25 protein-coding genes are annotated in these 23,395 nt (G+C 39.8%); 17 read left to right on the top strand and 8 right to left on the bottom strand.

The window, feature by feature from the left end:
* The first annotated feature begins 1 nt into the window (after position 1).
* From nuoH to ACH8JV_RS11960, 10 genes are all read left to right on the top strand, one after another.
* The gene (gene nuoH / locus ACH8JV_RS11915) at positions 2–1,018 is read left to right on the top strand and encodes an NADH-quinone oxidoreductase subunit NuoH (protein ID WP_311070184.1); all 1,017 of its coding nucleotides are present in this window, start codon (positions 2–4) and stop codon (positions 1,016–1,018) included.
* Between the two features lie 18 nt (positions 1,019–1,036).
* Complete coding sequence (gene nuoI / locus ACH8JV_RS11920) at positions 1,037–1,579, top strand: NADH-quinone oxidoreductase subunit NuoI (protein ID WP_263613019.1); 543 nt, start codon at positions 1,037–1,039, stop codon at positions 1,577–1,579.
* The gene (gene nuoJ / locus ACH8JV_RS11925) at positions 1,579–2,097 is read left to right on the top strand and encodes an NADH-quinone oxidoreductase subunit J (protein ID WP_014205902.1); all 519 of its coding nucleotides are present in this window, start codon (positions 1,579–1,581) and stop codon (positions 2,095–2,097) included. Before nuoI ends, nuoJ begins: the two co-directional genes overlap by 1 nt.
* The gene (gene nuoK, locus ACH8JV_RS11930) at positions 2,097–2,405 is read left to right on the top strand and encodes an NADH-quinone oxidoreductase subunit NuoK (RefSeq protein WP_000529822.1); all 309 of its coding nucleotides are present in this window, start codon (positions 2,097–2,099) and stop codon (positions 2,403–2,405) included. Before nuoJ ends, nuoK begins: the two co-directional genes overlap by 1 nt.
* Positions 2,402–4,291, top strand: coding sequence for an NADH-quinone oxidoreductase subunit L (nuoL, locus tag ACH8JV_RS11935; protein WP_396521442.1), 1,890 nt, complete (start codon positions 2,402–2,404; stop codon positions 4,289–4,291). Before nuoK ends, nuoL begins: the two co-directional genes overlap by 4 nt.
* 1 nt (position 4,292) lies before the next feature.
* The gene (gene nuoM, locus ACH8JV_RS11940; RefSeq protein WP_019457080.1) at positions 4,293–5,891 is read left to right on the top strand and encodes an NADH-quinone oxidoreductase subunit M; all 1,599 of its coding nucleotides are present in this window, start codon (positions 4,293–4,295) and stop codon (positions 5,889–5,891) included.
* A gap of 2 nt (positions 5,892–5,893) precedes the next feature.
* Positions 5,894–7,390 (top strand): NADH-quinone oxidoreductase subunit NuoN, encoded by a 1,497-nt coding sequence (gene nuoN / locus ACH8JV_RS11945; RefSeq protein ID WP_004703492.1) that lies wholly within the window; start codon positions 5,894–5,896, stop codon positions 7,388–7,390.
* Between the two features lie 100 nt (positions 7,391–7,490).
* Complete coding sequence (upp, locus tag ACH8JV_RS11950) at positions 7,491–8,126, top strand: uracil phosphoribosyltransferase (RefSeq protein WP_019457078.1); 636 nt, start codon at positions 7,491–7,493, stop codon at positions 8,124–8,126.
* A 114-nt stretch (positions 8,127–8,240) separates the two neighbouring features.
* Positions 8,241–8,534, top strand: coding sequence for a cold shock domain-containing protein (locus ACH8JV_RS11955; protein WP_077169979.1), 294 nt, complete (start codon positions 8,241–8,243; stop codon positions 8,532–8,534).
* 157 nt (positions 8,535–8,691) lie between these two features.
* On the top strand, positions 8,692–9,147 hold the full coding sequence (locus ACH8JV_RS11960) for an excalibur calcium-binding domain-containing protein (protein WP_396521445.1): 456 nt from the start codon (positions 8,692–8,694) through the stop codon (positions 9,145–9,147).
* Positions 9,148–9,158: 11 nt separating this feature from the next.
* Here ACH8JV_RS11960 and gigC read toward each other — a convergent pair whose 3' ends face one another.
* Positions 9,159–10,046 carry a LysR family transcriptional regulator GigC gene (gene gigC, locus ACH8JV_RS11965; protein ID WP_151739721.1) on the bottom strand — a complete coding sequence of 296 codons (888 nt, stop codon included), beginning with the start codon at positions 10,044–10,046 and terminating at the stop codon, positions 9,159–9,161.
* 86 nt (positions 10,047–10,132) lie between these two features.
* On the opposite strand from gigC, the gene ACH8JV_RS11970 reads away from it, so the two are divergent.
* Complete coding sequence (locus ACH8JV_RS11970; protein WP_396521447.1) at positions 10,133–10,894, top strand: ferredoxin--NADP reductase; 762 nt, start codon at positions 10,133–10,135, stop codon at positions 10,892–10,894.
* 47 nt (positions 10,895–10,941) lie between these two features.
* Here the strand turns inward: ACH8JV_RS11970 and ACH8JV_RS11975 are convergent, their stop codons facing one another.
* On the bottom strand, positions 10,942–11,361 hold the full coding sequence (locus ACH8JV_RS11975; RefSeq protein WP_170318166.1) for a hypothetical protein: 420 nt from the start codon (positions 11,359–11,361) through the stop codon (positions 10,942–10,944).
* 291 nt (positions 11,362–11,652) lie between these two features.
* On the opposite strand from ACH8JV_RS11975, the gene ACH8JV_RS11980 reads away from it, so the two are divergent.
* From ACH8JV_RS11980 to ACH8JV_RS11990, 3 genes are all read left to right on the top strand, one after another.
* Complete coding sequence (locus ACH8JV_RS11980) at positions 11,653–11,880, top strand: hypothetical protein (protein ID WP_263613023.1); 228 nt, start codon at positions 11,653–11,655, stop codon at positions 11,878–11,880.
* A 228-nt stretch (positions 11,881–12,108) separates the two neighbouring features.
* Entirely contained in the window at positions 12,109–13,776 is a 1,668-nt protein-coding gene (locus tag ACH8JV_RS11985; protein ID WP_263613024.1) for a mechanosensitive ion channel, read from the top strand.
* 128 nt (positions 13,777–13,904) lie between these two features.
* On the top strand, positions 13,905–14,075 hold the full coding sequence (locus ACH8JV_RS11990; RefSeq protein WP_019457074.1) for a hypothetical protein: 171 nt from the start codon (positions 13,905–13,907) through the stop codon (positions 14,073–14,075).
* 12 nt (positions 14,076–14,087) lie between these two features.
* On the opposite strand, the gene ACH8JV_RS11995 is transcribed toward ACH8JV_RS11990, so the two are convergent.
* The 5 genes from ACH8JV_RS11995 to ACH8JV_RS12015 all read right to left on the bottom strand — a co-directional run bounded on the left by ACH8JV_RS11995 (position 14,088) and on the right by ACH8JV_RS12015 (position 19,721).
* Positions 14,088–15,287, bottom strand: coding sequence for an NAD(P)/FAD-dependent oxidoreductase (locus tag ACH8JV_RS11995; protein ID WP_396521449.1), 1,200 nt, complete (start codon positions 15,285–15,287; stop codon positions 14,088–14,090).
* A 115-nt stretch (positions 15,288–15,402) separates the two neighbouring features.
* Positions 15,403–16,284, bottom strand: a complete 882-nt coding sequence (locus tag ACH8JV_RS12000; protein ID WP_396521451.1) for a 1-aminocyclopropane-1-carboxylate deaminase/D-cysteine desulfhydrase — start codon at positions 16,282–16,284, stop codon at positions 15,403–15,405.
* A 65-nt stretch (positions 16,285–16,349) separates the two neighbouring features.
* Positions 16,350–17,471, bottom strand: coding sequence for an HlyD family secretion protein (locus ACH8JV_RS12005; RefSeq protein WP_396521453.1), 1,122 nt, complete (start codon positions 17,469–17,471; stop codon positions 16,350–16,352).
* A gap of 40 nt (positions 17,472–17,511) precedes the next feature.
* A complete protein-coding gene (locus ACH8JV_RS12010; RefSeq protein ID WP_396521455.1) occupies positions 17,512–19,155 on the bottom strand; it encodes an MFS transporter in 1,644 nt (547 codons plus the stop codon).
* A complete protein-coding gene (locus ACH8JV_RS12015; RefSeq protein ID WP_068936156.1) occupies positions 19,152–19,721 on the bottom strand; it encodes a TetR/AcrR family transcriptional regulator in 570 nt (189 codons plus the stop codon). The genes ACH8JV_RS12010 and ACH8JV_RS12015 overlap by 4 nt, the downstream gene beginning before the upstream one ends.
* 178 nt (positions 19,722–19,899) lie before the next feature.
* Here ACH8JV_RS12015 and ACH8JV_RS12020 point away from each other — a divergent pair, with 178 nt between their 5' ends.
* From ACH8JV_RS12020 to ACH8JV_RS12030, 3 genes are all read left to right on the top strand, one after another.
* Positions 19,900–20,523, top strand: a complete 624-nt coding sequence (locus ACH8JV_RS12020; protein WP_004703462.1) for a LysE family translocator — start codon at positions 19,900–19,902, stop codon at positions 20,521–20,523.
* Positions 20,524–20,685: 162 nt separating this feature from the next.
* Positions 20,686–20,874 (top strand): NF038215 family lipoprotein, encoded by a 189-nt coding sequence (locus ACH8JV_RS12025; protein WP_396521457.1) that lies wholly within the window; start codon positions 20,686–20,688, stop codon positions 20,872–20,874.
* On the top strand, positions 20,855–21,190 hold the full coding sequence (locus tag ACH8JV_RS12030; protein WP_396521459.1) for a calcium-binding protein: 336 nt from the start codon (positions 20,855–20,857) through the stop codon (positions 21,188–21,190). The genes ACH8JV_RS12025 and ACH8JV_RS12030 overlap by 20 nt, the downstream gene beginning before the upstream one ends.
* A gap of 83 nt (positions 21,191–21,273) precedes the next feature.
* On the opposite strand, the gene metG is transcribed toward ACH8JV_RS12030, so the two are convergent.
* Positions 21,274–23,340, bottom strand: coding sequence for a methionine--tRNA ligase (gene metG / locus ACH8JV_RS12035; RefSeq protein WP_396521461.1), 2,067 nt, complete (start codon positions 23,338–23,340; stop codon positions 21,274–21,276).
* Positions 23,341–23,395: the final 55 nt, after the last annotated feature.

A 23,395-nucleotide genomic window follows, 5' to 3' on the forward strand; every position in this document is an offset into this window, starting at 1 on the left:
CATGAATCAAGAAATTATACGTCAAACGCCACTTTGGGCTGAGAACTGGCCAATTGCTTACGCAGTTGTTCAAGCAGTTGTGATTTTGCTTGTTGTAGTTTTAGTTGCTGCATTGATGTCTTTTATTGAGCGTCGTTTGCTTGCATTGTGGCAAGACCGTTATGGTCCAAACCGTGTTGGTCCTGGTGGTATGTTCCAGATCGTTGCCGACATGCTTAAGATCATGTTCAAAGAAGACTGGACACCAAAATTTGCTGATAAATTAACTTTCCGTTTAGCTCCGGCAGTTGCGATGGCAACTGCGGTGCTTTCGTTCATGGTTATTCCTGTAAGCCCTGCATTGGGTGTTGCAGACATGAGCATCGGTCTGTTGTTCTTTATGGCAATGGCAGGTATTGCGGTTTATGCAGTGTTATTTGGTGGTTGGGCATCAAATAACAAATATTCATTACTCGGCGGTTTACGTTCAGCTGCTCAAACCATTTCTTATGAAGTGTTCTTGGGTATCTCATTAATGGGCGTGGTTGCAATTGCTGGTTCATTTAACCTTCGTGAAATTGTTGAAGCACAACGTGATGTTTGGTTCATCATTCCACAGTTCTTAGGTTTCTTGATTTTCGTTGTTGCAGGTGTTGCGGTAACTCACCGTCACCCATTTGACCAACCTGAAGCAGAACAAGAATTGGCTGAAGGTTACCATGTTGAATATGGCGGTATGAAATGGGGTATGTTCTTCGTTGCTGAATATGTAAACGTTGTACTTATTTCTGCATTAATCGTGACTTTATTCTTTGGTGGCTGGTTAGCGCCATTCAATTTAGAAATTCCATTTGTTCCACCAGTATTCTGGTTCGTGATTAAAACAGCATTCTTTGTAATGATGTTCGTATTGGCACGTGGTTCTTTAATGCGTCCACGTTATGACCAAGTCATGAACTTTGGTTGGAAAATTTGTTTGCCATTGGCGTTGGTCAACTTGTTAGTGACTGGTGCTGTGATTCTGATGAATCAGGCCTAGGACAGCAGGGAGTACAAAATGTATAAATTTCTAGCTGGATTCGGATCGATTGTACGTTCGTTGTTTATGGTATTTAGCCATGCAACGCGTAAACGTGACACGATTTTATATCCAGAAGTACCAGCTGAACAGATTGTGCCACCACGCTTTCGTGGTCGTATCGTATTAACGCGTGACCCAGATGGGGAAGAGCGTTGTGTGGCATGTAACCTTTGTGCGGTTGCATGTCCAGTTGGCTGTATTTCATTACAAAAAGCAGAAAAAGAAGATGGTCGTTGGTATCCGGAATTTTTCCGTATCAACTTCTCTCGTTGTATTTTCTGCGGTATGTGTGAAGAAGCATGTCCAACCACAGCGATTCAAATGACTCCAGATTTCGAGTTAGGCGAATACGTACGTCAAGACCTTGTTTATGAGAAAGAAAACTTACTCATTTCAGGTCCAGGTAAATACCCAGACTACAACTTCTACCGCGTAACCGGTATGGCAATTAACGGTAAAGAGAAAGGTCAAGCACAAAAAGAAAGCGCACCAATCGATGTACGGAGTCTATTACCATGATGTGGCCGTTTTATTTGATGGCGCTCGTGGCCATCGTTTCTACGGTTCGTGTAGTGACTAACACGAACCCTGTACATGCATTGCTTAGTCTGATTGTTTCATTACTTGCTGTTGCTGGTATTTTCATGATCGTAGGTGCGCCGTTTGCCGGCGCCCTCGAAATCATTGTTTATGCTGGTGCAATTATGGTCTTGTTCGTATTCGTTGTGATGATGCTTAACTTAGGGCAACACACTGTAGAACAAGAGCGTAAATGGCTTTCTTCAGATGCTTGGGCATATCCAGCACTCATGAGCTTTTTACTTGGTTTGCTTTTAGTTTGGATGCTTGGTGGCGAATATACAACCATCTCTGCACCACTTGGCGCACAAGTAATTGGACCAAAAGTTGTTGGTCAAGCGCTCTTTACTCACTACTTATTATTGGTTGAAGTTGCCGCGATGTTATTGCTAGCAGCCCTTGTTGCAGCATACCACTTAGGTAAACGTGAACCAGGTGCAGAAGAGGAAAAAGAATAATGGGCCAGATCCCTTTAGAACATGGTTTGATTGTTGCAACCATTCTTTTTGCACTCGGTTTTTACGGTGTAATGGTGCGACGCAACCTACTATTTATGTTAATGAGCCTTGAAATCATGATGAATGCTGCTGCGTTAGCATTCGTTCTTGCGGGTAGCGTATGGGCACAACCAGATGGACAAGTGATGTTCATTCTGATTTTAACCCTTGCTGCAGCAGAGGCGTGTATCGGTCTTGCGATTGTCCTTCAGTTCTATCATCGCTTCCATCATTTGGATGTGGATGCTGCTAGTGAGATGCGCGGATGAGTTATTTATATCTAACAGTATTATTTCCGCTAATCGGTTTTATTTTATTGGCGGCAGGGCGTGATAAGCTCTCTGAAAATGTTGCAGCAATTATTGGTGTGGGTTCTGTAGGTTTATCTGCATTATTTGCATTGATTGCTGGTATGGCATTTACCAATAGCGGTCAGCAGGTTTTTGTTCAAAACCTTTGGACATGGTTCAATGTTGGTGGTTTCGCTCCTGGCATTAGCTTACATTTAGATGGCTTATCTTTACTTATGATGGGCATGATCACTGGTGTTGGTTTCCTAATCCACATCTTTGCATCATGGTACATGCGTGGTGAAGAAGGTTATGCGCGTTTCTTCTCTTATTTCAATCTATTCGTTGCAAGCATGCTTGTGCTTGTATTGGGTGACAACTTAGCGTTGTTATTCTTAGGTTGGGAAGGCGTAGGTCTTTGCTCTTACTTGCTCATCGGTTTCTATTATGCAAACCCTGCAAATGGTTGGGCAGCGATCAAAGCATTTACAGTTACCCGCGTAGGTGACGTATTCTTACTTATCGCTTTATTCTTGCTTTACCAACAATTTGGTACGCTGAATACTCAGTACATCGTTGAACACGCAGCAGAAGTCATGACGAAGAGTTCGTCACTTACCATCTGGACTGCATTAATGTTGTTCTTAGGTGCTGCTGGTAAATCTGCTCAAATTCCATTGCAAACATGGTTGGCAGATGCGATGGCAGGTCCAACACCTGTTTCTGCATTAATCCACGCAGCAACAATGGTAACGGCTGGTGTGTACTTATGCTGCCGTCTATTCAGCGTATTTGAGCTTGCACCTGAAGTGATGCAATTCATTTCAGTAACAGGTGCTGTAACTTTATTAGTTGCAGGCTTTGCTGCTCTTGTACAAACAGATATCAAACGTATTTTGGCTTACTCAACAATGAGTCAGCTCGGTTATATGTTTATGGCTGTGGGTGCAGAAGCATATCAAGCTGGCTTGTTCCACATGTTGGCTCACGCATTCTTCAAAGCATTATTATTCTTGTCTTCTGGTGCAGTTATTCTTGCTTACCATCACGAACAAAATATTTTCAAAATGGGCGGTTTGTTCTACAAAAACAAATTCCTATTTGCATGTTTCGCGATTGGTGGTGGTGCATTAGCAGCGATTCCATTCTTAACAATCGGCTTCTTCTCAAAAGATGCGATTCTTGGTGAAGTTTGGGTTCAAGGTCAATCAATTGCTCTATACCACACCTTATATTGGGCTGGTGTAGCAGGTGCATTCCTGACTTCAATCTATACCTTCCGTTTAATCTGGGTTGTATTCTTCGGTAAAGAAAATACACATTACCATGAGATTAAAGGTGCAACTTACTGGGCGCCATTAGGTATCTTGGCTGTATTGTCTACTTTTGTAGGTGCTGCACTAAAAGGTCCAGTCGCTGGTATTTTAAATACTGCAAAAATTCCTGAATTCCATGTTGCTGAACAATTTGTAGAAGGCATGCATGGAGCAGAGCATTTAGCAGTAGGTATCGCGCTTGTTGGTTTAGCAGTTGGTATTGGTCTGTTTGCATTTGCTTACGGTGCAGTGAAGTCGTTTGCTCAAACAAGTTTTGGTGCTGGCTTAGCTCATATCTGTCGTACTGCATTTGGTTTCGATGCGTTGTATGACATCGTTTTTGTTAAACCTTATTTATTCTTCGCCAAACTATTTGGTCGTGATCCAATTGATAGCTTGTGGCTTGTGCTTCCTGCGCTTGTTAAAGGCGGAAACAGTTTTACAAGCTCACGTCAAACAGGTTCATTGCGTGAATACGCATCAAGCATGTCACTCGGTGTAGTGGTGTTATTGATGATCTTGATCGTTATTCAGGTAGTGGGGAAATAAAATGGAAAACAATTTAATTTTACCCGCGCTGATCCTTGTTCCGTTCATTGCAGGTTTTACTTGTTGGTTAGTCGATAAACTCGACAAAACTTTGCCACGCTGGATCGCCTTAATTGGTATGCTCATTACTTTGGGCCTAGGTCTTGCACTTTGGCAAAGTGGTACTTATACCTATGAGTTGGGCTCAAAAGTCCCAACTTGGTCAGCTGAGTTCTATTTACCGTGGATTAAATCTCTCGGTATTGGCATTCACTTAGCAGTGGATGGCTTGTCTTTACTCATGGTGTTGTTAACAGCTTTACTGGGTGTACTTGCTGTTGGTTGTTCATGGGGTGAGATTCAAAAGAACGTTGGTTTCTTCCACTTAAACTTATTATGGAGTTTAGGTGGCGTTATTGGCGTGTTCTTGGCAATCGATTTGTTCCTATTCTTCTTCTTCTGGGAGATGATGCTTGTACCAATCTACTTCTTGATTGCGTTATGGGGTCATAAAGGTTCAAACGGCCGTTCACGTGTTTACGCTGCAACTAAGTTCTTCTTATATACGCAAATCGCTGGTTTAGTGATGTTAATCGGTATCCTTGGCCTTGTGGTCTACGGTTACATGATGACTGGTATGATCGGTTTTGATTACAACTATTTATTGGCTGTAGCGAATCGTTTACCTGCTGGCTTCGCGTATGGTTTCATGATCTGCTTCTTTATTGGTTTTGCAGTGAAGTTACCAGTGTTTCCATTGCATGGCTGGTTACCAGATGCACATGCTCAAGCTCCTACAGCGGGTTCTGTAGACTTGGCTGGTATCTTGATTAAAACAGCAGCATACGGTTTGCTCCGTTTCGTAATTCCATTCTTCCCAGCAGCTTCTGCACAGTTTGCAGATATTGCGATTATTTTCGGTTTGATTGGTATTTTCTACGGCGCTTGGTGTGCTTACCAGCAAACTGACATGAAACGTTTACTTGCGTATACGTCGATTTCACACATGGGCTTCATTTTACTTGCAATCTATGCAGGTAATATTTTGACCTTCCAAGGTTTAATGATCATGATGTTGGCACATGGTTTGTCATCTGCTGCATTGTTCATTATGTCTGGTCAAATCTACGAGCGCTTGCATACACGTGATTTGCGTTTGATGGGTGGTCTTCGTGGTCAACTCCAATACTTACCATTCTTCTTAATGTTCTTCGTAGCTGCTCTTGTTGGTGTGCCAGGTTTAGGTAACTTTATTGGTGAATTCCTGATTTTGATGGGTTCATTTAATAAATATCCGGCCTTCACGATTCTTGCTTCTATCAGCCTTGTATTTGCAGGTTTATATGGCTTGATCTTGATTCACCGTGCTTTATTTGGTGAGCCAAATCCTGAACAAAAGCAACACTACACTAGTCCATTAAAAGACTTATCTGCTCGTGAAGTTGTTATTTTGATGATTTGTGCGATTGGTCTCGTTTGGCTTGGTATCTTCCCACAAACATTCTTGGATGTATCTCATTCAAGTATGCAGTGGTTGGTCAATAGTTATGTGCCAGTACAAGAAGTCGTTGAAACTGTTCAGCAAACAGCTACTCAACTTGACCATGTGGAGATCCAATAATCATGAACTTCACAGTATCATTTTCTACGATTATGCCATTAGCGCCTGTGATGATTGTTGCGTTGACAACAGTCGTCGTTATGCTGCTCATTGCAATTAAGCGTAACCATAATTTAATCGCAACAACTTCTGTTGTCGGTTTAAACCTTGCTGCACTTTATATCTTGTTAGAACTATTTGGCGGTAAATTTGTACCGGCAAATGTGATGGGCATGTTTATGGTTGATCCATTTACTTTGTTCTATCAGTTCATGATTTTAGTTGCATCATTGGCTTGTTGTACTTTGTCTCATGCTTACATCGAGACTTATAAAGACAACCGTGAAGAACTCTATCTTTTGTTACTTGCTTCTGTAGCAGGTGCAATGTTGATGGTTGCAAGTTCTCACTATGCATCTTTCTTCATTAGTCTTGAGTTAATGTCGATTCCTGTATACGGCTTACTTGCTTATACATATCAACGTAGCCAATCGCTTGAAGCGGGTATTAAGTACCTTGTACTTTCTGCAACAGCTTCTGCGATGTTGTTGATGGGTATGGCGTATATCTACGCTTACACTGGTTCACTTTCATTCTATGATTCTGTTCAAGCTTTATTTGGCGCAATTAAACAGCCAATGGTGTTATTAGGTTTAGCACTTATTATTTTCGCTGTTGCATTCAAATTATCGCTTGCACCGTTCCACAAATGGACACCAGACGTATATGCAGGTGCTCCAGCGCCAATGGCCACTTTCTTAGCAACTGCTGCTAAGGTTGCAACTATTGGTTTGTTCGTACGTTATTTGCTTGCTTCTGGCGCAATCATGGTGAACTCGCTAGTGACTGTTTTGACAATCATTGCTGTATTGTCAATTTTAGTCGGTAACTTGCTCGCTGTTCGCCAAGTGAACTTAAAGCGTATTTTGGGTTATTCATCTATTGCTCACTTTGGTTATTTGTTAATTGCTTTAATCAGCATGACTTATGCGAGCTTAGGTAGCGTAACTGTGTATGTGGTGACTTATGTATTAACAACTATTGGTGCCTTTGGTGCGGTAGCGTTAATGTCTAGCCCATATAACAACGTAGATGAAGCTCAAAGCCTTGCGGACTACCGTGGTTTGTTCTGGCGTCGTCCAGTACTTACAGCAACATTAACAGTCATGATGTTATCTTTGGCTGGTATTCCATTAACAGCAGGCTTCATTGGTAAGTTCTTGGTTGTTATGGCTGCTGTAACGACTCAACACTGGTTCTTAGCTGCAATGATTATTGTGGGTAGTGGTATTGGTTTGTATTACTACTTACGTGTGATGGTTGTGATGTATATGACTCCACCTGAAACTCCTCGTATTGATGCTGATGCACATTGGGGACAAAAAGTGGGTGGTTTGATGGTATTAGCTGCTGCTGCATTAGTGATTATTTTGGGTGTATATCCAGATCCAATGATTAATTTGGCATTAAAAGCAGAAATTTTATCTCCATTACATTTCATGCTTTCGCAACAACAATAATTCTTGTGTACAAAAAAGCCTCCAAATATGGAGGCTTTTTTTTATTGATAGTTAAAAAAAGATTATAATAAATACGTTTTTATATTTTTAGGTAACATCTGTGGCCATTCAAGAAATTCGTCACCCACTTATTCGTCATAAATTAGGTTTATTACGTCGTGCTGACATCAGTACTAAGAATTTCCGTGAGCTTGCTCAAGAAGTGACTATGTTGTTGACATATGAAGCAACGAAAGATTTACCAGTTGTGGATTGCGAAATTGATGGATGGGCTGGAACTGTTACTACTCAGCGTATTGCTGGTAAAAAAATAACGATTGTACCGATTTTACGTGCTGGTATCGGTATGCTTGATGGCGTACTTAATCTGATTCCAAGTGCAAAAGTAAGTGTGTTAGGTCTTGAGCGCGATGAAGCCACTCTTGAAGTACGTACTTACTATAAAAAGTTAGTTCCAGATGTTGCTAACCGTATTGCAATGATTATTGATCCAATGCTTGCAACAGGTAACTCTTTGGTTGCTGCAATTGATGTGTTAAAGGCAAGTGGATGTAAAGATATCCGTGTTATGGTATTGGTTGCAGCTCCTGAAGGAATTGCAAAGGTAGAAGCAGCGCATCCTGATATTGAGCTTTATACTGCATCTATTGATGATGGCTTAAATGAGCAAGGCTATATTGTTCCTGGTTTAGGCGATGCCGGTGACAAGATTTTTGGTAGTGTTCAAAAAGATTAATTTTTGACATAACGATAAAAAGAGACTTCATCAAACCGTATGTTTTTAAGGGCGGAATTGAAAGTCTCTTTTTATTTAGTGTGATGACTGGATTGGAAAAGTAGGGGAAAGATCATGAAACAAGAGTTTTATATTGGAAGGGTAAAACAATATAACCCCGATAAGGGTTTTGGTTTTATTTCAACCACTGAAGGAGATATTTTCTTTCATATTTCTGATTTCCCTGCATCAGAAGGTGAACCGAAAAGAAATGAAAAAGTGAGATTTCTTGCGGCAGACAATCAGGGGAAATTTAAAGCGATCAAAATTGAACGTGTTGATCCAAACCCTGCTAAAACCAAGAAGAATAAAATTGCGGATCACAATAAAGCGATCACAAGTGAGTTATTGTCAAATTTCCGACGTTAATAATGAACTAAATCTTATCGATGGAAGTACCTACGTAATGCATTAGGAAACTACTTTGCTAGCACTTAGAAAGATTAAATGATTTAGAATTAAGGGAGATATAATTTTCCCTTAATTTTCTTAAAAATGAATAATAAGATTAAAAAAATGGGGAAGTATGATTCAACGGGTAAAAATTAAACGCAGCAAATTCAAGCTGAGTTCAAGTGAATACATTAGTATATTTATCGTTGGCATCTTGGTTATAGTTGCCTGTGTGAGTTTCACGGTATTGCATTATCGTCAGCAGGCTCAGCAACGTGCATCACATGAAAAAGTGCAGTTATTAATACAGCAACAGAAGACGATTATTGAAGCACAGCGTGCAGCTTTGGGTAAATTACCGGATGTCCAGCTTTCTGAAAAAACGAAAAAGGCTTTAGCACTTACATCTGAAAGAGCCCCAGAACGGGTAAATGATGAAACATCGGCTTTTCATTGTGATGGGCGTGAACATTGTTCGCAAATGCATTCTTTAGAAGAGGCACGTTGGTTTGTACGAAATTGCCCGAACACTAAAATGGATGGTGATCATGACGGTGAGCCATGTGAAAATGACTCTAGATGGCATTAGAAAATCAGGCTTTAAGCCTGATCTTCATCGCAGAACTTTAAAAATGCTTTGAGGCCCGGCCCTTGATATTTCTGGCGATGTACCAGCATATAAAGCGGACGAGTCAGCTGCCAAAATGGTGTATCTAAAATAACAAGCTGACCTTTTTCACTTAAAGGTTCAATTGCTAATCTAGAAATACAAGACATTCCTAAACCACCAGCCACTATTTTTAAGATTGCTTCATTGTGACCAAGCGTTAAACGAATGTTGGCATCTGGTAGATCTTGCAAAATTGCATTATCAAAGACTTCACGCGTACCTGAACCTTCTTCACGTAAGATCCATTCTACTTCGTGAAAATCTTGAGGAGTAAGGGGGCGATTTAAACGTGTTAAAGGATGATCTGGGGAACAACACACTGCTAGCTCGTCATCACGCCAATGAATACATTGAAGTTGAGGTAAGTGACAAGAACCTTCAATTAAAGCTAAATCTAATTGGAACTGATTTACAGCTTCAATCATTTGGCGTGTATTACCTACTTGAAGTTGTAAATGTGCTTGCGGATGACGTTGTAAAAAGCTGGCCATTAAGTCAGGCATTAAATAGTCACTGATGGTTAAGGTCGCCCCAATACGAAGGTCAATACTTTGTAATTCCCCCTTGGCAGCTTGTTCAAACGCTTCACAACGCCCCAAGATTTCTAATGCTTGTGGAAGTAAAAAACGTCCAAGATCATTAAGCTGTAAGCGCTTACCTAAACGATCAAATAAAGGAGCACCTAAGCCGTCTTCTAAATCGGCTAAAGCCATACTTGCTGCACTTTGCGTCAGTCTGACCGCATCACTGGCTTTAGTAACGGTTCCTTCTTGGGCGACTGCTACAAAAACAGCCAACTGGCGTAATGTCATCCGCATGTTTAAAAAGCCTTAACGTTTAAAAGTATTCATTATTTCGGCTGTCATGCTAACATGAGCGCACTATTTCATGCCACGTTGAAATCATGTCAATTGAAAAATTTAGCGTAGAAAAAGTTTTATCAGTTCATCGTTGGACCCCAACACTTTTCAGCTTTACCATGACTCGCCCTTCGCATTTTAAATTTACCGCAGGTCAGTTTGCGCGTATAGGTTTAAAAGTAGGTGACGAACTGGTTGTTCGTGCTTATTCAGTGGTGTCTTCTCCATTTGATGAAACGCTAGAGTTCTTCTCAATTGTTGTACCAGACGGTGCCTTCACTTCGAATTTACAGCATTTGCAAGTCGGTGATGAGCTTTATTTGGAAAAAATTCCATATGGATACCTGACTTTGGCACGCTATCAGCAACCTTTGCCGCATGATTTATGGTTGTTGGCAACAGGTACAGGGTTGGCTCCATTTTTGTCGATGCTACAAGACTTTGAAACTTGGTCTAATTATCAAAAGATTAATTTGGTCTATAGTGTCCGTACAGCAGATGAATTGGCTTATGTCGATCGTATTAAAGAAATTGCTGAAACGTTTGGGGAAGGGCATAGCGGTTTTAAATTTATTCCGATTATTACTCGAGATCCATCTGCGCTGTTGCATGAGCGCTTACCTGTATTAATCGAAAATGGTGAGTTAGAAAAAGCAGCAGGTTTGGAACTTAACTCAGCAACCAGTCATGTCATGTTATGTGGAAACCCACAAATGGTTGACGATACCAAAGAAGCTTTAAAACGCCGTGGTTTGACGATGAATCGTCGTGGTGAGGGAAATATTGCTGTAGAGAATTATTGGTAAAACTGAAAGTAAAAATATTTTAAGAAAGTTTTTTATGGATATGTTTATTAATGGACAAACATATCCATAAATTCACGAATTTCTGAAATCGCACTGTCGACATCTGTTGAAAGCCAAGTTGGTTCAAACAGACCTGCATAATATTCAAGACGATCTTGAGGAACAACCAAGCGAACAGGGCAGTCTTCTTCAAGTAAACGCCAAGGTAAAATAGGGACTTCATTGTCCAGAAATACATTGATATTACGAATATCAACAATCATCGCATTAACACATTCAGGGAATGGCATAACCGAGAACTCTTCGGTACGGCGACGGAAATACTCAAGATCACCCCATTTGAGCTCATAGCTTGGCTTATTAAATTCAATAATACCAATGAGATGGTCATCTCTTGTCTGATGCAAATAACATTGATGTGTGACGTCAGTGTCGAGATCAAGAGTTACGCTTTGCTGACGATACATCATAAAATTGAGTAGCTTTAAAACAAGGGGGCTTATTATAGCCTATTTTATAAAAAGTAAGCGCTAAAACATATTGTATTACAAATCGAACTTCGAAGAAGATAATGAATAAAATGAGATTATATTTTTAAAGTCAAAATTAATGTGGCTAAATTTTATACTAAATTTATTATTTTAAAAGTAGAGTTTTGCAACCATAGTCACCTTCGCATAATGCTTTTTCACACAATGCAACAAATCAAATTGTTATGATGAATATATAGTTAATGATAATAGAAGAGGGGAAAGAAGATGCATGATTTTTCAAAACCACCTCATGTGACGAGTCCCGAAGAGACGGCAAAAAAAAGAAGATTGCCAGTTTATATTTTAATTATTGTAGGGCTTTTTCTTCTTGCGCTTATTGTTTATATGGTTTCTGAACATAACCAATCGCCAAAACAAGAAGGGGCTTTTCAACATGAGACTACACCACATGTCATGATGGGTACTTCTGATCTGAAAACTTACAAAGGATAGTAAGCCCAACAGTATATCTCGATAGAAAGCCTTTAGGATGTGTCCTGAAGGCTTTTTTTGCAATCTTTTGCATCAATTTGTTGTATTTATGCAGAAGGATGTTGATTGAAAAATATTCAAAACATAAGGTGACATAGACCGCATTTATCGTCATTTTTTTACAACGAACTGGTGTTTTTCATTTACTGATAACACTGAAAAGAACATAACAATTGAGGACATAACAATATGAATGAATTTTTTAATGGGCCTCGCGGCGCTCAGTTTGATGCGATGTATTACTGGGATCAGTTTCATCCTATTTTAGCTGCAATTGTCATCTTACTGGTTGGCTGGATAATCGCTTTATTAGTTGCAGCAGGGGTAAAAAAACTTCTGCAAAAATTAAATACAAATGCCAAATTATCTTCAGCTACAGGACGTACTCCTAATATAGAAGGCCTCGTCTCCAAAGTCATATTCTGGTTTATTCTGATTCTTGCTGTTGTTGCTGCTTTAAATGTGCTCAACATCAGTGGAGTGAGTGGACCATTTAGCAATATGGTGAATCAGGTACTCGTCTATATTCCAAATATTATTGCTGCCGTGGTGGTGGGTTTCATTGGTTGGATCGTTGCTCGACTGGTGCGGGCGGGAATTACCAATGTGCTATCCAGAACGCAACTCGATGACAAATTAAGTAGTGAAGTAGGGGTAGGGGGAATCAGTCAGAATATTGGTGAAATTCTTTACTGGCTTGTATTATTACTTTTCCTTCCTATTGTACTCTCAATCTTAGGGTTAACAGGTTTACTTATTCCTGTTCAAAATATGGTAAATGAGGCAATTGCCTTCTTACCAAATATCTTTATTGCTGGCGTTATCGTTTTTGTTGGCTATATCTTGGCAAAAATTGTACGTGGTATTGTTGAAGGCTTAATCAATAGCTTAGGCGTCCAAGCGCAAGCTGAAAAAATTGGTCTTTTCAAAAGCTCTAATGTAGGCAAATTTTTAGGTTCATTTGTTTTTGCCATTATTATCATTACGACATTAATTGTGGCATTTGAAGCTTTAGGTATTGAGACAATTTCTCAGCCAGCGACAGCAATGCTCAATGAAATCTTGCAAGCGATTCCAAACATTATTGCTGCTGGTTTAATTTTACTGGTTGCTTATATTGTTTCTCGTTTTGTTGGACGCTTGGTTGCCGAACTTATTGCAGGAACAGGTGTTGATGAAATCCCTGCAAAATTAGATGTACAACGCTTTTTCGGTCAAACTAAAGTTTCTGGTGCTGTTGGCTGGTTAATCGTGTTCTTTACCATGTTGTTTGCAGTTTCAGAAGCTGCTGACCGTCTTGGCTTTGAACAGATTAGTGGTCTAATCGCAATGTTTATCCACTTCGGTGCAAACATTCTATTGGGCGCTGTGATTTTGGTGATTGGTTTCTGGCTTGCCAATGTTGTGGCGAACGTAGTTCAACGCGGTGAATATAACAGTTCGCGTTGGTTAGGTAGTTTGGTTCGTGTCTTAATTATTGGCTTAGTCCTTGCGCTTGGTTTAAAAGCGATGGGTATTGCTGATTCGATTGTGAATCTTGCATTTGGCTTAACCCTAGGTGCAGTTGCAGTGGCTTTCGCGCTTGCATTTGGTTTAGGTGGTCGTCAACCAGCGGAAAGACTATTGTCTGACTTGCTCGATAAAGCGAAAAAAGAAGCTAATCAACCAAATCCTTTATATCAACCACCTTCTACTACAACAGCAAGTACGTCTTCGGCTTCAACTTCGCCAACAACTACCACTTCATCATCAACTGTTTCATCTGATGCAAAACCAGCTGATTCTGCACAAGTAAATCCATCACAACCACCAGTAAATAAACCTTTTGGTTCTACTGGCGAAAATGATGAAATTTAGTAGGTGTAACTAATTTTCAGATAAACAGTACAAAAAATCTTTGATTTTTGTGATAAGTTCGACCACTCTATATTGAGTGGTCGTTCTGTCTTTGACAGCTATAAAAACAAATAAGTGAGGAAAATACGATGAAAAAGCCTGGTCGTTTTTTAGCACCTGTTGTAATTGCTGGGATTACCGTTGGTTTTTTAGCAAGTGCTTATAAATTTGTGTTTAGCAAATCCGATTCATCAAAACAGGCAACAACGCATACACGTGATGCTGAAAAATCATCAAGTGAAGCGAAAGCAGCAAATTAGCTTATTCGGCATTTAAACATATTGTGCTGCTGCATAAGCAGAAGACCAAGCCCATTGGAAGTTATAACCTCCTAAATGGCCGGTCACATCCAGTACTTCTCCAATAAAGAACAGTCCTTTCTGCTTTTTGCTTTCAAGTGTTTTTGATGAAACTTCAGTTGTATCAATCCCACCTAAAGTCACTTCGGCAGTACGATATCCTTCAGTGCCTGATGGTTTAACCGCAAAGCCATGTAACTGCTCGGCAATATGCTCTAGCTGTGCATCACTGATATTACCAATCGCCGTTTCGCTATGCTCTGGCCATATGAGTTGTTGTAGCTCTTGTACAATACTTTTCGCCGTAAATTCGTTCAAAAGGGTGCGCAATAAAACCTTAGGTTGTGCTTTCTTTTTATCTTTTAAATAAGCTGCCAAATCTTGGCTTGGGAAAAAGTCAATTTTAAAACTTTCCCCAGTATTCCAATAGTTAGAAAGCTGTAAAGAACTTGGCCCACTTAAGCCACGATGGGTAAATAATAACGCTTCAGTAAAGCTATTTTTTGAGTTGCTTAACGTGACATCTAAAGCGTTACCACTTAAGCGTGTGGTGACTTCTTTAATATGATCCGAAAAAGTAAATGGGACTAAACCAGCACGGGTTGGGAAAACTGTATGTCCAAATTTTTGTGCTAGTTCATAGCCAAACCCAGAACCGCCCAAAGTCGGAATAGATAAGCCGCCTGTAGCAACAACTAATGACTCACAGCTAAAACGACCTTGGTTGGTGTGTACAGAAAAACCGCCTTGTTCTAATGGGTCGATCTGTCCAACTTCACAATGGGTTTGGATATCAACGTTATTGGTTTTATCACATTCACTCACTAGCATCTCTAAAATTTCTTTAGCGCCGTTTAACGTAAATAATTGCCCGTGTTTTCGTTCTTCATATGCAATTCCATAATCACACACCAGACCAATAAAGTCCCAGTTGCTATAACGTGATAGGGCAGAAATGACAAAATGTGGATTATGAGAAATATAGTTGTCAGGCTCTACATACAGGTTGGTAAAGTTACATTTCCCACCGCCCGACATTAAAATCTTTTTACCAATTTTGTTGGCTTTTTCTAAAATTAAAACCGAGCGTCCTCGTTTAGCAGCATGTGCAGCCAACATGAGTCCAGAAGCACCTGCACCTAAGACAATGACATCGACATGACTGTTAGACATAAGAGATTCTCGATTAATCGTGAAAATTAAAAAGGGGCATATACTACCATGTCAGCACTTACTCGTGCTAAAGACATTTATTGCGTAGAGAAAACGTTAGCTAAAAGTGAGTGAATTATTGGTGTGATTTATTTCTTATATCTGCCTGTAAACCACCAGAATGAATAGCCAAAATACGAGTTCCTTCAGAAAAGTAATTATTCTTTATAAGGTCAAACAGACCGAACATCATTTTTCCCGTATAGATCGGTTCAAGAGGCACGGCATATTGCTTTTCAAAACCTTCAATAAATGCAAATAGTTCAGGTGACGTTTTCGCATAACCACCGCAACAATAAGCATCTGTCAGCGACCAATTCTGTTTTTTAGTCCACTGTTGAATCTCTTGTTGTAAAAAGTCACCTTTTAAAGCCGAAAACCCTAAAACTTTTTGATGTGCTGAACTTCGTTCAATGAGCCCTGAAATTGTTCCGCCAGTTCCCACTGCACAGCAAATCACATCGTATTGCTTTAAATCACTCTGACTAAGCATTTCCTGACAACCTTGTACTGCTAGCTCATTAGAACCACCTTCAGGAATAATGAAAGTTTCAGGAAATTGAAGATGTAACTGTTGAAGATAGTTTTCATCATTTCTCAAATGATATTCATTGCGTGAGACAAAATGTAGCTGCATTCCCAAACTTTGAGCTTTTGCCAAGGTGGGGTTAAGAGGCTTACTCGCTAACTCTTCACCGCGAATAATTCCAATACTATGTAAACCAAAAAGATGAGCTGCATAAGCAGTTGCAGCAATATGATTTGAATAAGCCCCACCAAAAGTCAAAATAGTTGATAGGCCTTGTTGTTTTGCGGCAAGCAGATTGTATTTTAGTTTGAAAAATTTATTGCCCGAAATTTGAGGGTGAATTAGATCTACTCTTTTAATGTCGAGATGAACAGATGAGGGGAGTTCAATGTGCTGATAGGAAATAGGCTGGGCAATGTGATCAAACATTAGAAATTGAGGAAAATAATGAATGATCACATTGTAGCTTTTTCAAGAGAACTTTAAAAAGCTGATTAAGAGCTTGTATCGACAGAAGTAATCACTGACATGCCAGGGCGTAAGTGTTCCATTCCTTCCTGATTTGGGTCTATGGTGATACGTACGGCAATACGTTGAACAACTTTGGTAAAGTTTCCTGTCGCATTGTCTGGCTTTAAAACACTAAACTCGGAACCCGCAGCAGGTGAGATTTGTTCAACATGTCCTGTAAATTTCTTGTGATTCATTGCATCGACTGTAAACCATGCTTTTTGACCAATTCGCATATTGGCAATTTGGGTTTCTTTAAAGTTAGCAATCACCCAAGTTTGCTGTGGAATTAAGTAGAGTAACTGTGAGCCTGCTGCTACATATTGCCCAACGCGAGGGTTTACTTCACCAAGTTGACCATCCATTGGAGCAACAATGACACTGTAGTCTTTGGTGGTTTGCGCTTGGTCTAACTGTGCTTTAGCACTTGAAACTTGTGCTTCTAAGCCAGCTTCTGCGACCTGTGCGGTTTTTAAAGCCTCTTTTGCAACTAAAACATTGGCTTCTGCTTGCTTAAGTGCTGCAAGGTTATTTTCAGCATCTGCCGCGGCCTTATCTTGCTCAGATTTAGAAGCTGCTCCACTATTTCCTAACTGTTGATAACGTCTAAGCTGTGCCAAAGAGAGTTCGTATTGAGCTTTCACTTGATCTACTTTGGCTTGTGCAGCAACAATATCAGCCTGTTTTTGAGCGATGGATTGGGTTTGGTTGGCTAAAGTATTTTTAGCTTGTTCAACTCCAGAAGCCGCTTGAGTTACTTTTTGGTCATAAGTAGTTGCGTCAATATGCATGAGCACTTGACCCTTTTTAACGTGGTCAAAGTCTTTTACCAATACATCTTTAACATAGCCATTAATTTGTGACGATAAAACAGTGGTTTTACCTTTGACATAACTATTGTCAGTTTGTTGGACACTCGTGGCAAAAGGTCCGATTCTCCATGCCCATAAAATCACTAAAATACCAATAATAAGCACACCCAACATCCATAATAGTGTTGAGCGTTTTGTCGGAATCAGTTTACTTGCAGGTGCAGGTGCAGGTGTTGGCTCGTTGGCAGGTACCTGAGCAGGTGTTTGTTCCGGTTTGTTTTGATCATCTGACATATATCAATCTCAATTTCTATTTCATCAATAACAAAAGCCTTTAAGGGCGGCTAATTCCTCTGCGTTGTAGATATTTGCTACGCGCAATATTAAATCCACCCCATAAGAGCAGTGCGATAGCAAAAATACCGTTTAACGCAATAACATCATTGTAGGCACGCACTTGTGCTTCACGGGTGACCACTTGATTGAGTGTACGCATGGCCTGAGTCGTTTGTAATGCTGGGTCATTTGTTGTGATGGCTGCACTACGTTGATAGGTGGAGAGCCTCTGAGAAACTAACGGGTCGGATTGTTCTAAATCTTTAATAATCTCGACTTGATAGTTTTGCGTGCGGTGTTGTTGATAGGTCGAGAAGAAGGAAGACCCGACCAAGCCACCAAAGGTTTGAGTTGCAGAGAACAGCACAATAAAAGTCACTACATACGAAGGACCTTTAGCCAAAGTTTGGGCAAAGCCAATAAGCAGTAAAGGCCCAATAAATAAACCACCTGCGAAACCTACTAGGAACTGACTTGCAAAGAAGTTCACTGGTCGAACATCACTGGTTAAGTGATAATCTAGTCCACAGGCAACCAGAATTAAGAACTCTGCAAAAAGTAAGTGAAAGATAATTCGTTCACGTGAAAAAGTCAGTGCACTAAATAAGGTTCCACTTAAAATCCCGATGAATATCACAACATAAAGCGGTACAAACTGATCAGGCCCCATTCCCATGGCTTTTAAAAAATTAACAGCAGCATAGCTTTGCTCTGACATTAGAAGTCGAATAGCAAAAGCACCAAAAATGAAACGCAAGGTCGAAGAAGCACCTAACCAGCGTGTCATAATTAATGGATTGGCTCGATAGTGTTCATAGAGCAAACCAAGAACAACTAAGCTAAAGCCAGCAATTAAAACGTAAGCAAGCCATTCACTGTTAAACCACCATAAAATTGGGCCCTGTGTGAGCACAATACATAAGCATGCAAAACCGGGAGCCAGTAAAGCAAAGGTGAAGAAATCCTGCTTCTCAAAAACATAGATTCTTAAGCTACGCGGTAATTTCAATGAAACAACCATCGCTAAACAGCAAAGTGCTAAACCAAGTTCAAAGGTATATAAAACAGACCAACTGTCTGTACTGACTAGGAATGGAGAAATAATCCAAGCGAGAGGTACCCCTAACTGCTGAAAACCGAAGGCGATATATATACCTTTTGCCATGTCTGCTTTTTTAAAAGCTTGCATGGTGTAATACATACCTAAAGAGCTGAGAGGTGCTCCTGCTAAACCCGCGACAACCCGTGCGAATAGAGCCATTTCATAGGTATGCACAAAAATATGTAAAACCAGCACGGCAATAAAAATAACCAGCCCTATTTCCGAAAATACTCTCAGGCCATACTGTTGTCGGGCTTTAAACAAAATCAGGTTTGAGCTGACATTTGCCATGACATAAGCAGCAGGGAGCCAAGCAGCTTCGGAAGGGGTTAGGCCATACTCACCTTGAATTAAAGGCAAATTTGCCGTAATAAAGCCATTACTTAAGCTTGCCGAAAGGGCGATAAATAAACCAATAAAAAAGTAAATAAATCGTTTAGGTACAGAGTGAGCAATAGCTGCCGGTGAACCAGGTAGAGTCGGTTGCTCTTCTGGTGTCCAGTCGGGTGGTGTTTCTAAATAACGAGGCGTTTTACTCATTCTATCCCTCGAATTTTTTGTACTTGAATACCATGAATTAGTAATTCAATTGCTCGTTTTGCTAAGCGAGTTTGTTCTTCTGGCTCATGTCCTTGAAATGAAGAACCCAACATTGCAGTGATCATTGCATAGTCATTGGCAGTGAGATCAGCTCGGCACAGTTTTTGTTCTATCGCATTTTCAATCAGTGGGTTAAGTGCATTATTTCGCCGTTCATAAATTTTTAACATAATTGGATCTTGTCGATCAATCACTCTCCAAAAATCTTGCAAAATTGCAAGTTTAGGAAGTTGTGCAATATGTCCTTCAATTAAACGAAATAAACCATCCTCGAATTGTTGAAAATGAGCAGCTTTTTGCTCTAGCTGTGTAATCGCACGTTCTAAAAGGGCGCTAATTAAAGCCTTGCGGTCACAAAAGTTGCGGTAGAACGTCGCTCTACCTACACCTGCATGGTCAATCACGACTTGTAGAGGGACATTAATACCATGAATACGAAAGCATTCCTCGGCTGCATTGAGTAATTCATCCCGATTATGGGCTGCAATTTTTTGACGTTTACTCATGTCACTGATTTGGAAGATTTAAAGATGATATATTTAACGGACATTTTTGTCCGTTGTGAATAGCTAAATTGTAAAAACATGAAAATTCAATTTTTATAATTTATCTCTTTTTCATTTTTATATGTGTCATAAAAAGCTGCTAGAATATCGCGCAATTGCATGATGCTAGGTCAATACAATGTTTGAGTCCCTTATTCCTCTTTTTTCAATTGCGATGGCATTGATGCTTGGAGCAATAAGTCCTGGGCCGAGCTTTATTTACGTAGCACAAAATTCAATTTCTAAATCACGTAAACATGGTTTGTTTACAGCTTTAGGCACAGGTACAGGTGCAGCTCTTTTTGGTTTTCTAGCTGTTATGGGGTTGCAGGCAGTTTTACTGGCTGTACCTTCAGCATATTTAATTTTAAAAATTGGTGGTGGGCTGTATTTGCTTTGGCTGGCTTTTAAAATTATTAAACATGCCAAAGAACCAATTGCCATGGAAAATGATGGCAAATCAAAAATGACCTATAAACAGGCATATCGTTATGGCCTTATTACCCAGTTAAGCAACCCGAAAATTGCAGTTGTTCTAGCGAGTGTATTTACTGCTTTATTGCCAAAAGAAATCCCAAATTACTACTATGTCGCATTACCAGTAATTTGTTTTATGATTGATGCAGGGTGGTATTCATGTGTTGCAATGCTACTCTCTTCAGAGAAGCCTAGAACAATGTACTTAAAAGCAAAAACTGGCGTTGACCGAGTAGCTGGAAGTATTGTGAGTGTATTAGGCTTAAAATTAATTTTCTTCAAATGATAAGTCTTTAATTAAAATATCTAAAAAATCCAAAGCCAGCTATTTATAGGCTGGCTTTATTTTTGAGTAAAATATATACAAATTGAAATATCTTTTTTAGTACTTAACCATTTAAAAAGTGGTAACTTAATAAATAAAACAAAAAGAAATGAGGGTCACGTTATGAAAAAACTAATGGTGAGCATTTCTGTAGTTTTTCTCATCTTAACTACAGGATGTGAGATGAGAACCATGAGCAAGCAACAGCCAGCAAATGAGCGAACCATGAGTATTGTTGGTACACCTGTTCATGAAAAAGATTACAAAATTTCTGATTTACAAGCCCATAATCATGAGCAATCCAACTATTAAGTTACTCACAGCTTGCATCACTTACTGCATTTTAAAGGTAGTAAGTGCATGTGAGCCTGCATCTTTGGATTGGAAGCTTTTTCAGGAAAAATATGATGTAAATCATGATGGCTTGTACAGCTTAAAAGAGTTTCAACAGGTACAAGATTTCTATCCTTATCATTGGCCTACGGATAAGCGTTTTCAGGGAGAGAATAAGCAAACAGAACTATTTCATTATTTAGATGAAAATAAGAATGGCTATTTAACCAATGAGGAGTTGGGGAATATACACGTTTTACTTAGTAACCCTTGTGAAGGGCGACCATGGGCATAATTTAAATCTTCTTATAGATGTTCCTTGAAAATTTATAGTTAAAAAAGCTCCCAATTTAGGGAGCTTTTTTATATGCAGGCGGATTAAGAAACTTTATCGCCAGGTTTCGCACCGCTATCTGGTGAGATAATAAAAATACCTTCACCATTTCCGGCAGCAAGTACCATACCGTTTGAAATACCAAAACGCATTTTACGTGGTGCAAGGTTAGCAACCATAACAACCAATTTACCTTTTAGGTCTTCTGGTGCATATTGACTACGAATACCACTAAATACGTTACGTGGTTCAGCTTCACCAACATCTAACGTCAATTGAAGTAATTTATCTGAACCTTCAACTGTACCAGCTTCAAGTACTTGAGCAACACGTAAGTCAACTTTTAAGAAATCTTCAATACCGATAATTTCAGCTTCACCAACTGCCGGAGTAGGCACTGCTTTTTTCTCAGCTGCTTTGTCTTTTTTCGCTGCCGCTTTTGTTGCTTCTGGAGCAGGAGCACCTAAAGACTCTTTAGAAGCATCAACCATAGCTGCAACAGCTTTTGGATCAACACGCTGCATGAGAGGTTGGAACTGCGCAATCTCATGGCTTACAAGAACTTGTTTGCGTGACTCGAAATCGAAGCTTTCAAGTTTTAAGAAATCTTGAACTTGCTTTGCCAAAGTTGGCAGAACTGGAGCCAAGTACACTGCAAGTTGACGGAATAAGTTGATACCCACAGAACATACATCAAGAACTTGTTGCTCTTGACCTTCTTGTTTAGCAAGAGCCCAAGGTTTTTTCTCATCAATATATTGGTTTGCACGGTCAGCAAGCGCCATAATTTCACGGATCGCCGTTGAGAATTCACGTGCTTCATATGCTTTAGCAATTGAATCGCCTGCATCAATAAAGCTTTGTACTAACTCAGATTCTGCACATTCAGCAGATAACGTATTGTTAAAGCTGCTATTGACGAATTTTGCACAGCGGCTAGCAATATTGACGACTTTACCGACTAAGTCTGAGTTTACTTTTTGAACAAAGTCATCAAGGTTCAAGTCAGAATCTTCAACTTTATCTGAAAGCTTAGAAGCAAAGTAGTAACGTAAATACTCTGGGTTTAAATGCTGTAAATACGTCTCGGCCTTAATGAAAGTACCGCGTGACTTAGACATTTTTTGTCCATTTACAGTCAAGAAACCATTTACAAACAAGCCTGTTGGGGTGCGATAGTTCGCGCCTTCAAGCATTGCAGGCCAGAACAAAGCATGGAAATAAACAATATCTTTACCAATGAAATGATAAACATCGTTTTGGCTGTCTTTTTTCCAGAAATCATCAAAGTTTAAATCTGGACGTTTCGCTTTGATATAGTTTTCAAAACTAGACATATAACCAATTGGGGCATCTACCCACACGTAGAAATATTTATTTGGTGCATCTGGAATTTCAAAACCAAAATATGGTGCATCACGAGAAATATCCCAGTCTGCTAAACCAGCTTCAAACCATTCATCTAACTTGTTCGCAATTGAAAGAGGTAAACGACCTTCATCACGCGTCCATTTTTGTAAATATTCAGAGAAGTTTGGAAGCTTGAAGAAATAGTGATCTGATGATTTTTCAACTGGTGTTGCACCACTTAAAGTTGAACGTGGGTTAAGTAACTCAGTCGCATTATAAGTTGTACCACACACTTCACATGAGTCGCCGTATTGATCTTCTGACTTACATTTCGGGCAGGTACCCTTAATGAAACGGTCAGACAAGAACATACCTTTTTCTGGGTCAAATAATTGAGTTACAGGGCGAACTGCAATATTTCCAGCTTCACGGTTTTTAATGTAGATATCTGTTGAGCGTGCTTTGTTTGCATCGCTATGTGTTGAATCGTAATGATCGAAATGTACGCCAAAACCGTCAAAATCACGAATGTGCTCTTTTTGAACATTCGCAATTTGCTCTTCTGGGCTAATACCATTCGCTTCGGCACGTAGCATAATCGCTGTACCGTGAGCATCATCCGCACATACATAAGTCACATCATGACCCATTGCTCGCATGGCACGAACCCAGATATCTGCCTGGATGTAACCGAGTAAATGACCCATATGAATTGGACCATTCGCATAAGGGAGGGCATTGGTGACTAAAATTTTACGCACGGATCTCATTCTCTCATTCGTATTTATAAGGTGGAAGATTTTAACTGATGAAGGA

The sequence above is a fragment of the Acinetobacter sp. ABJ_C5_2 genome, from assembly GCF_044538485.1.
Taxonomy (GTDB): Bacteria; Pseudomonadota; Gammaproteobacteria; order Pseudomonadales; family Moraxellaceae; genus Acinetobacter; species Acinetobacter nosocomialis_A.

Bases quoted from the DNA above. Each gene is read 5' to 3' on its own strand.
- nuoH (WP_311070184.1), top strand. From the start codon at position 2: ATGAATCAAGAAATTATACGTCAAACGCCACTTTGGGCTGAGAACTGG.
- nuoI (WP_263613019.1), top strand. From the start codon at position 1,037: ATGTATAAATTTCTAGCTGGATTCGGATCGATTGTACGTTCGTTGTTT.
- nuoJ (WP_014205902.1), top strand. From the start codon at position 1,579: ATGTGGCCGTTTTATTTGATGGCGCTCGTGGCCATCGTTTCTACGGTT.
- nuoK (WP_000529822.1), top strand. From the start codon at position 2,097: ATGGGCCAGATCCCTTTAGAACATGGTTTGATTGTTGCAACCATTCTT.
- nuoL (WP_396521442.1), top strand. From the start codon at position 2,402: ATGAGTTATTTATATCTAACAGTATTATTTCCGCTAATCGGTTTTATT.
- nuoM (WP_019457080.1), top strand. From the start codon at position 4,293: ATGGAAAACAATTTAATTTTACCCGCGCTGATCCTTGTTCCGTTCATT.
- nuoN (WP_004703492.1), top strand. From the start codon at position 5,894: ATGAACTTCACAGTATCATTTTCTACGATTATGCCATTAGCGCCTGTG.
- ACH8JV_RS11955 (WP_077169979.1), top strand. From the start codon at position 8,241: ATGAAACAAGAGTTTTATATTGGAAGGGTAAAACAATATAACCCCGAT.
- ACH8JV_RS11960 (WP_396521445.1), top strand. From the start codon at position 8,692: ATGATTCAACGGGTAAAAATTAAACGCAGCAAATTCAAGCTGAGTTCA.
- gigC (WP_151739721.1), bottom strand. From the start codon at position 10,046: ATGCGGATGACATTACGCCAGTTGGCTGTTTTTGTAGCAGTCGCCCAA.
- ACH8JV_RS11970 (WP_396521447.1), top strand. From the start codon at position 10,133: ATGTCAATTGAAAAATTTAGCGTAGAAAAAGTTTTATCAGTTCATCGT.
- ACH8JV_RS11975 (WP_170318166.1), bottom strand. From the start codon at position 11,361: ATGTATCGTCAGCAAAGCGTAACTCTTGATCTCGACACTGACGTCACA.
- ACH8JV_RS11980 (WP_263613023.1), top strand. From the start codon at position 11,653: ATGCATGATTTTTCAAAACCACCTCATGTGACGAGTCCCGAAGAGACG.
- ACH8JV_RS11985 (WP_263613024.1), top strand. From the start codon at position 12,109: ATGAATGAATTTTTTAATGGGCCTCGCGGCGCTCAGTTTGATGCGATG.
- ACH8JV_RS11990 (WP_019457074.1), top strand. From the start codon at position 13,905: ATGAAAAAGCCTGGTCGTTTTTTAGCACCTGTTGTAATTGCTGGGATT.
- ACH8JV_RS11995 (WP_396521449.1), bottom strand. From the start codon at position 15,287: ATGTCTAACAGTCATGTCGATGTCATTGTCTTAGGTGCAGGTGCTTCT.
- ACH8JV_RS12000 (WP_396521451.1), bottom strand. From the start codon at position 16,284: ATGTTTGATCACATTGCCCAGCCTATTTCCTATCAGCACATTGAACTC.
- ACH8JV_RS12005 (WP_396521453.1), bottom strand. From the start codon at position 17,471: ATGTCAGATGATCAAAACAAACCGGAACAAACACCTGCTCAGGTACCT.
- ACH8JV_RS12010 (WP_396521455.1), bottom strand. From the start codon at position 19,155: ATGAGTAAAACGCCTCGTTATTTAGAAACACCACCCGACTGGACACCA.
- ACH8JV_RS12015 (WP_068936156.1), bottom strand. From the start codon at position 19,721: ATGAGTAAACGTCAAAAAATTGCAGCCCATAATCGGGATGAATTACTC.
- ACH8JV_RS12020 (WP_004703462.1), top strand. From the start codon at position 19,900: ATGTTTGAGTCCCTTATTCCTCTTTTTTCAATTGCGATGGCATTGATG.
- ACH8JV_RS12025 (WP_396521457.1), top strand. From the start codon at position 20,686: ATGAAAAAACTAATGGTGAGCATTTCTGTAGTTTTTCTCATCTTAACT.
- ACH8JV_RS12030 (WP_396521459.1), top strand. From the start codon at position 20,855: ATGAGCAATCCAACTATTAAGTTACTCACAGCTTGCATCACTTACTGC.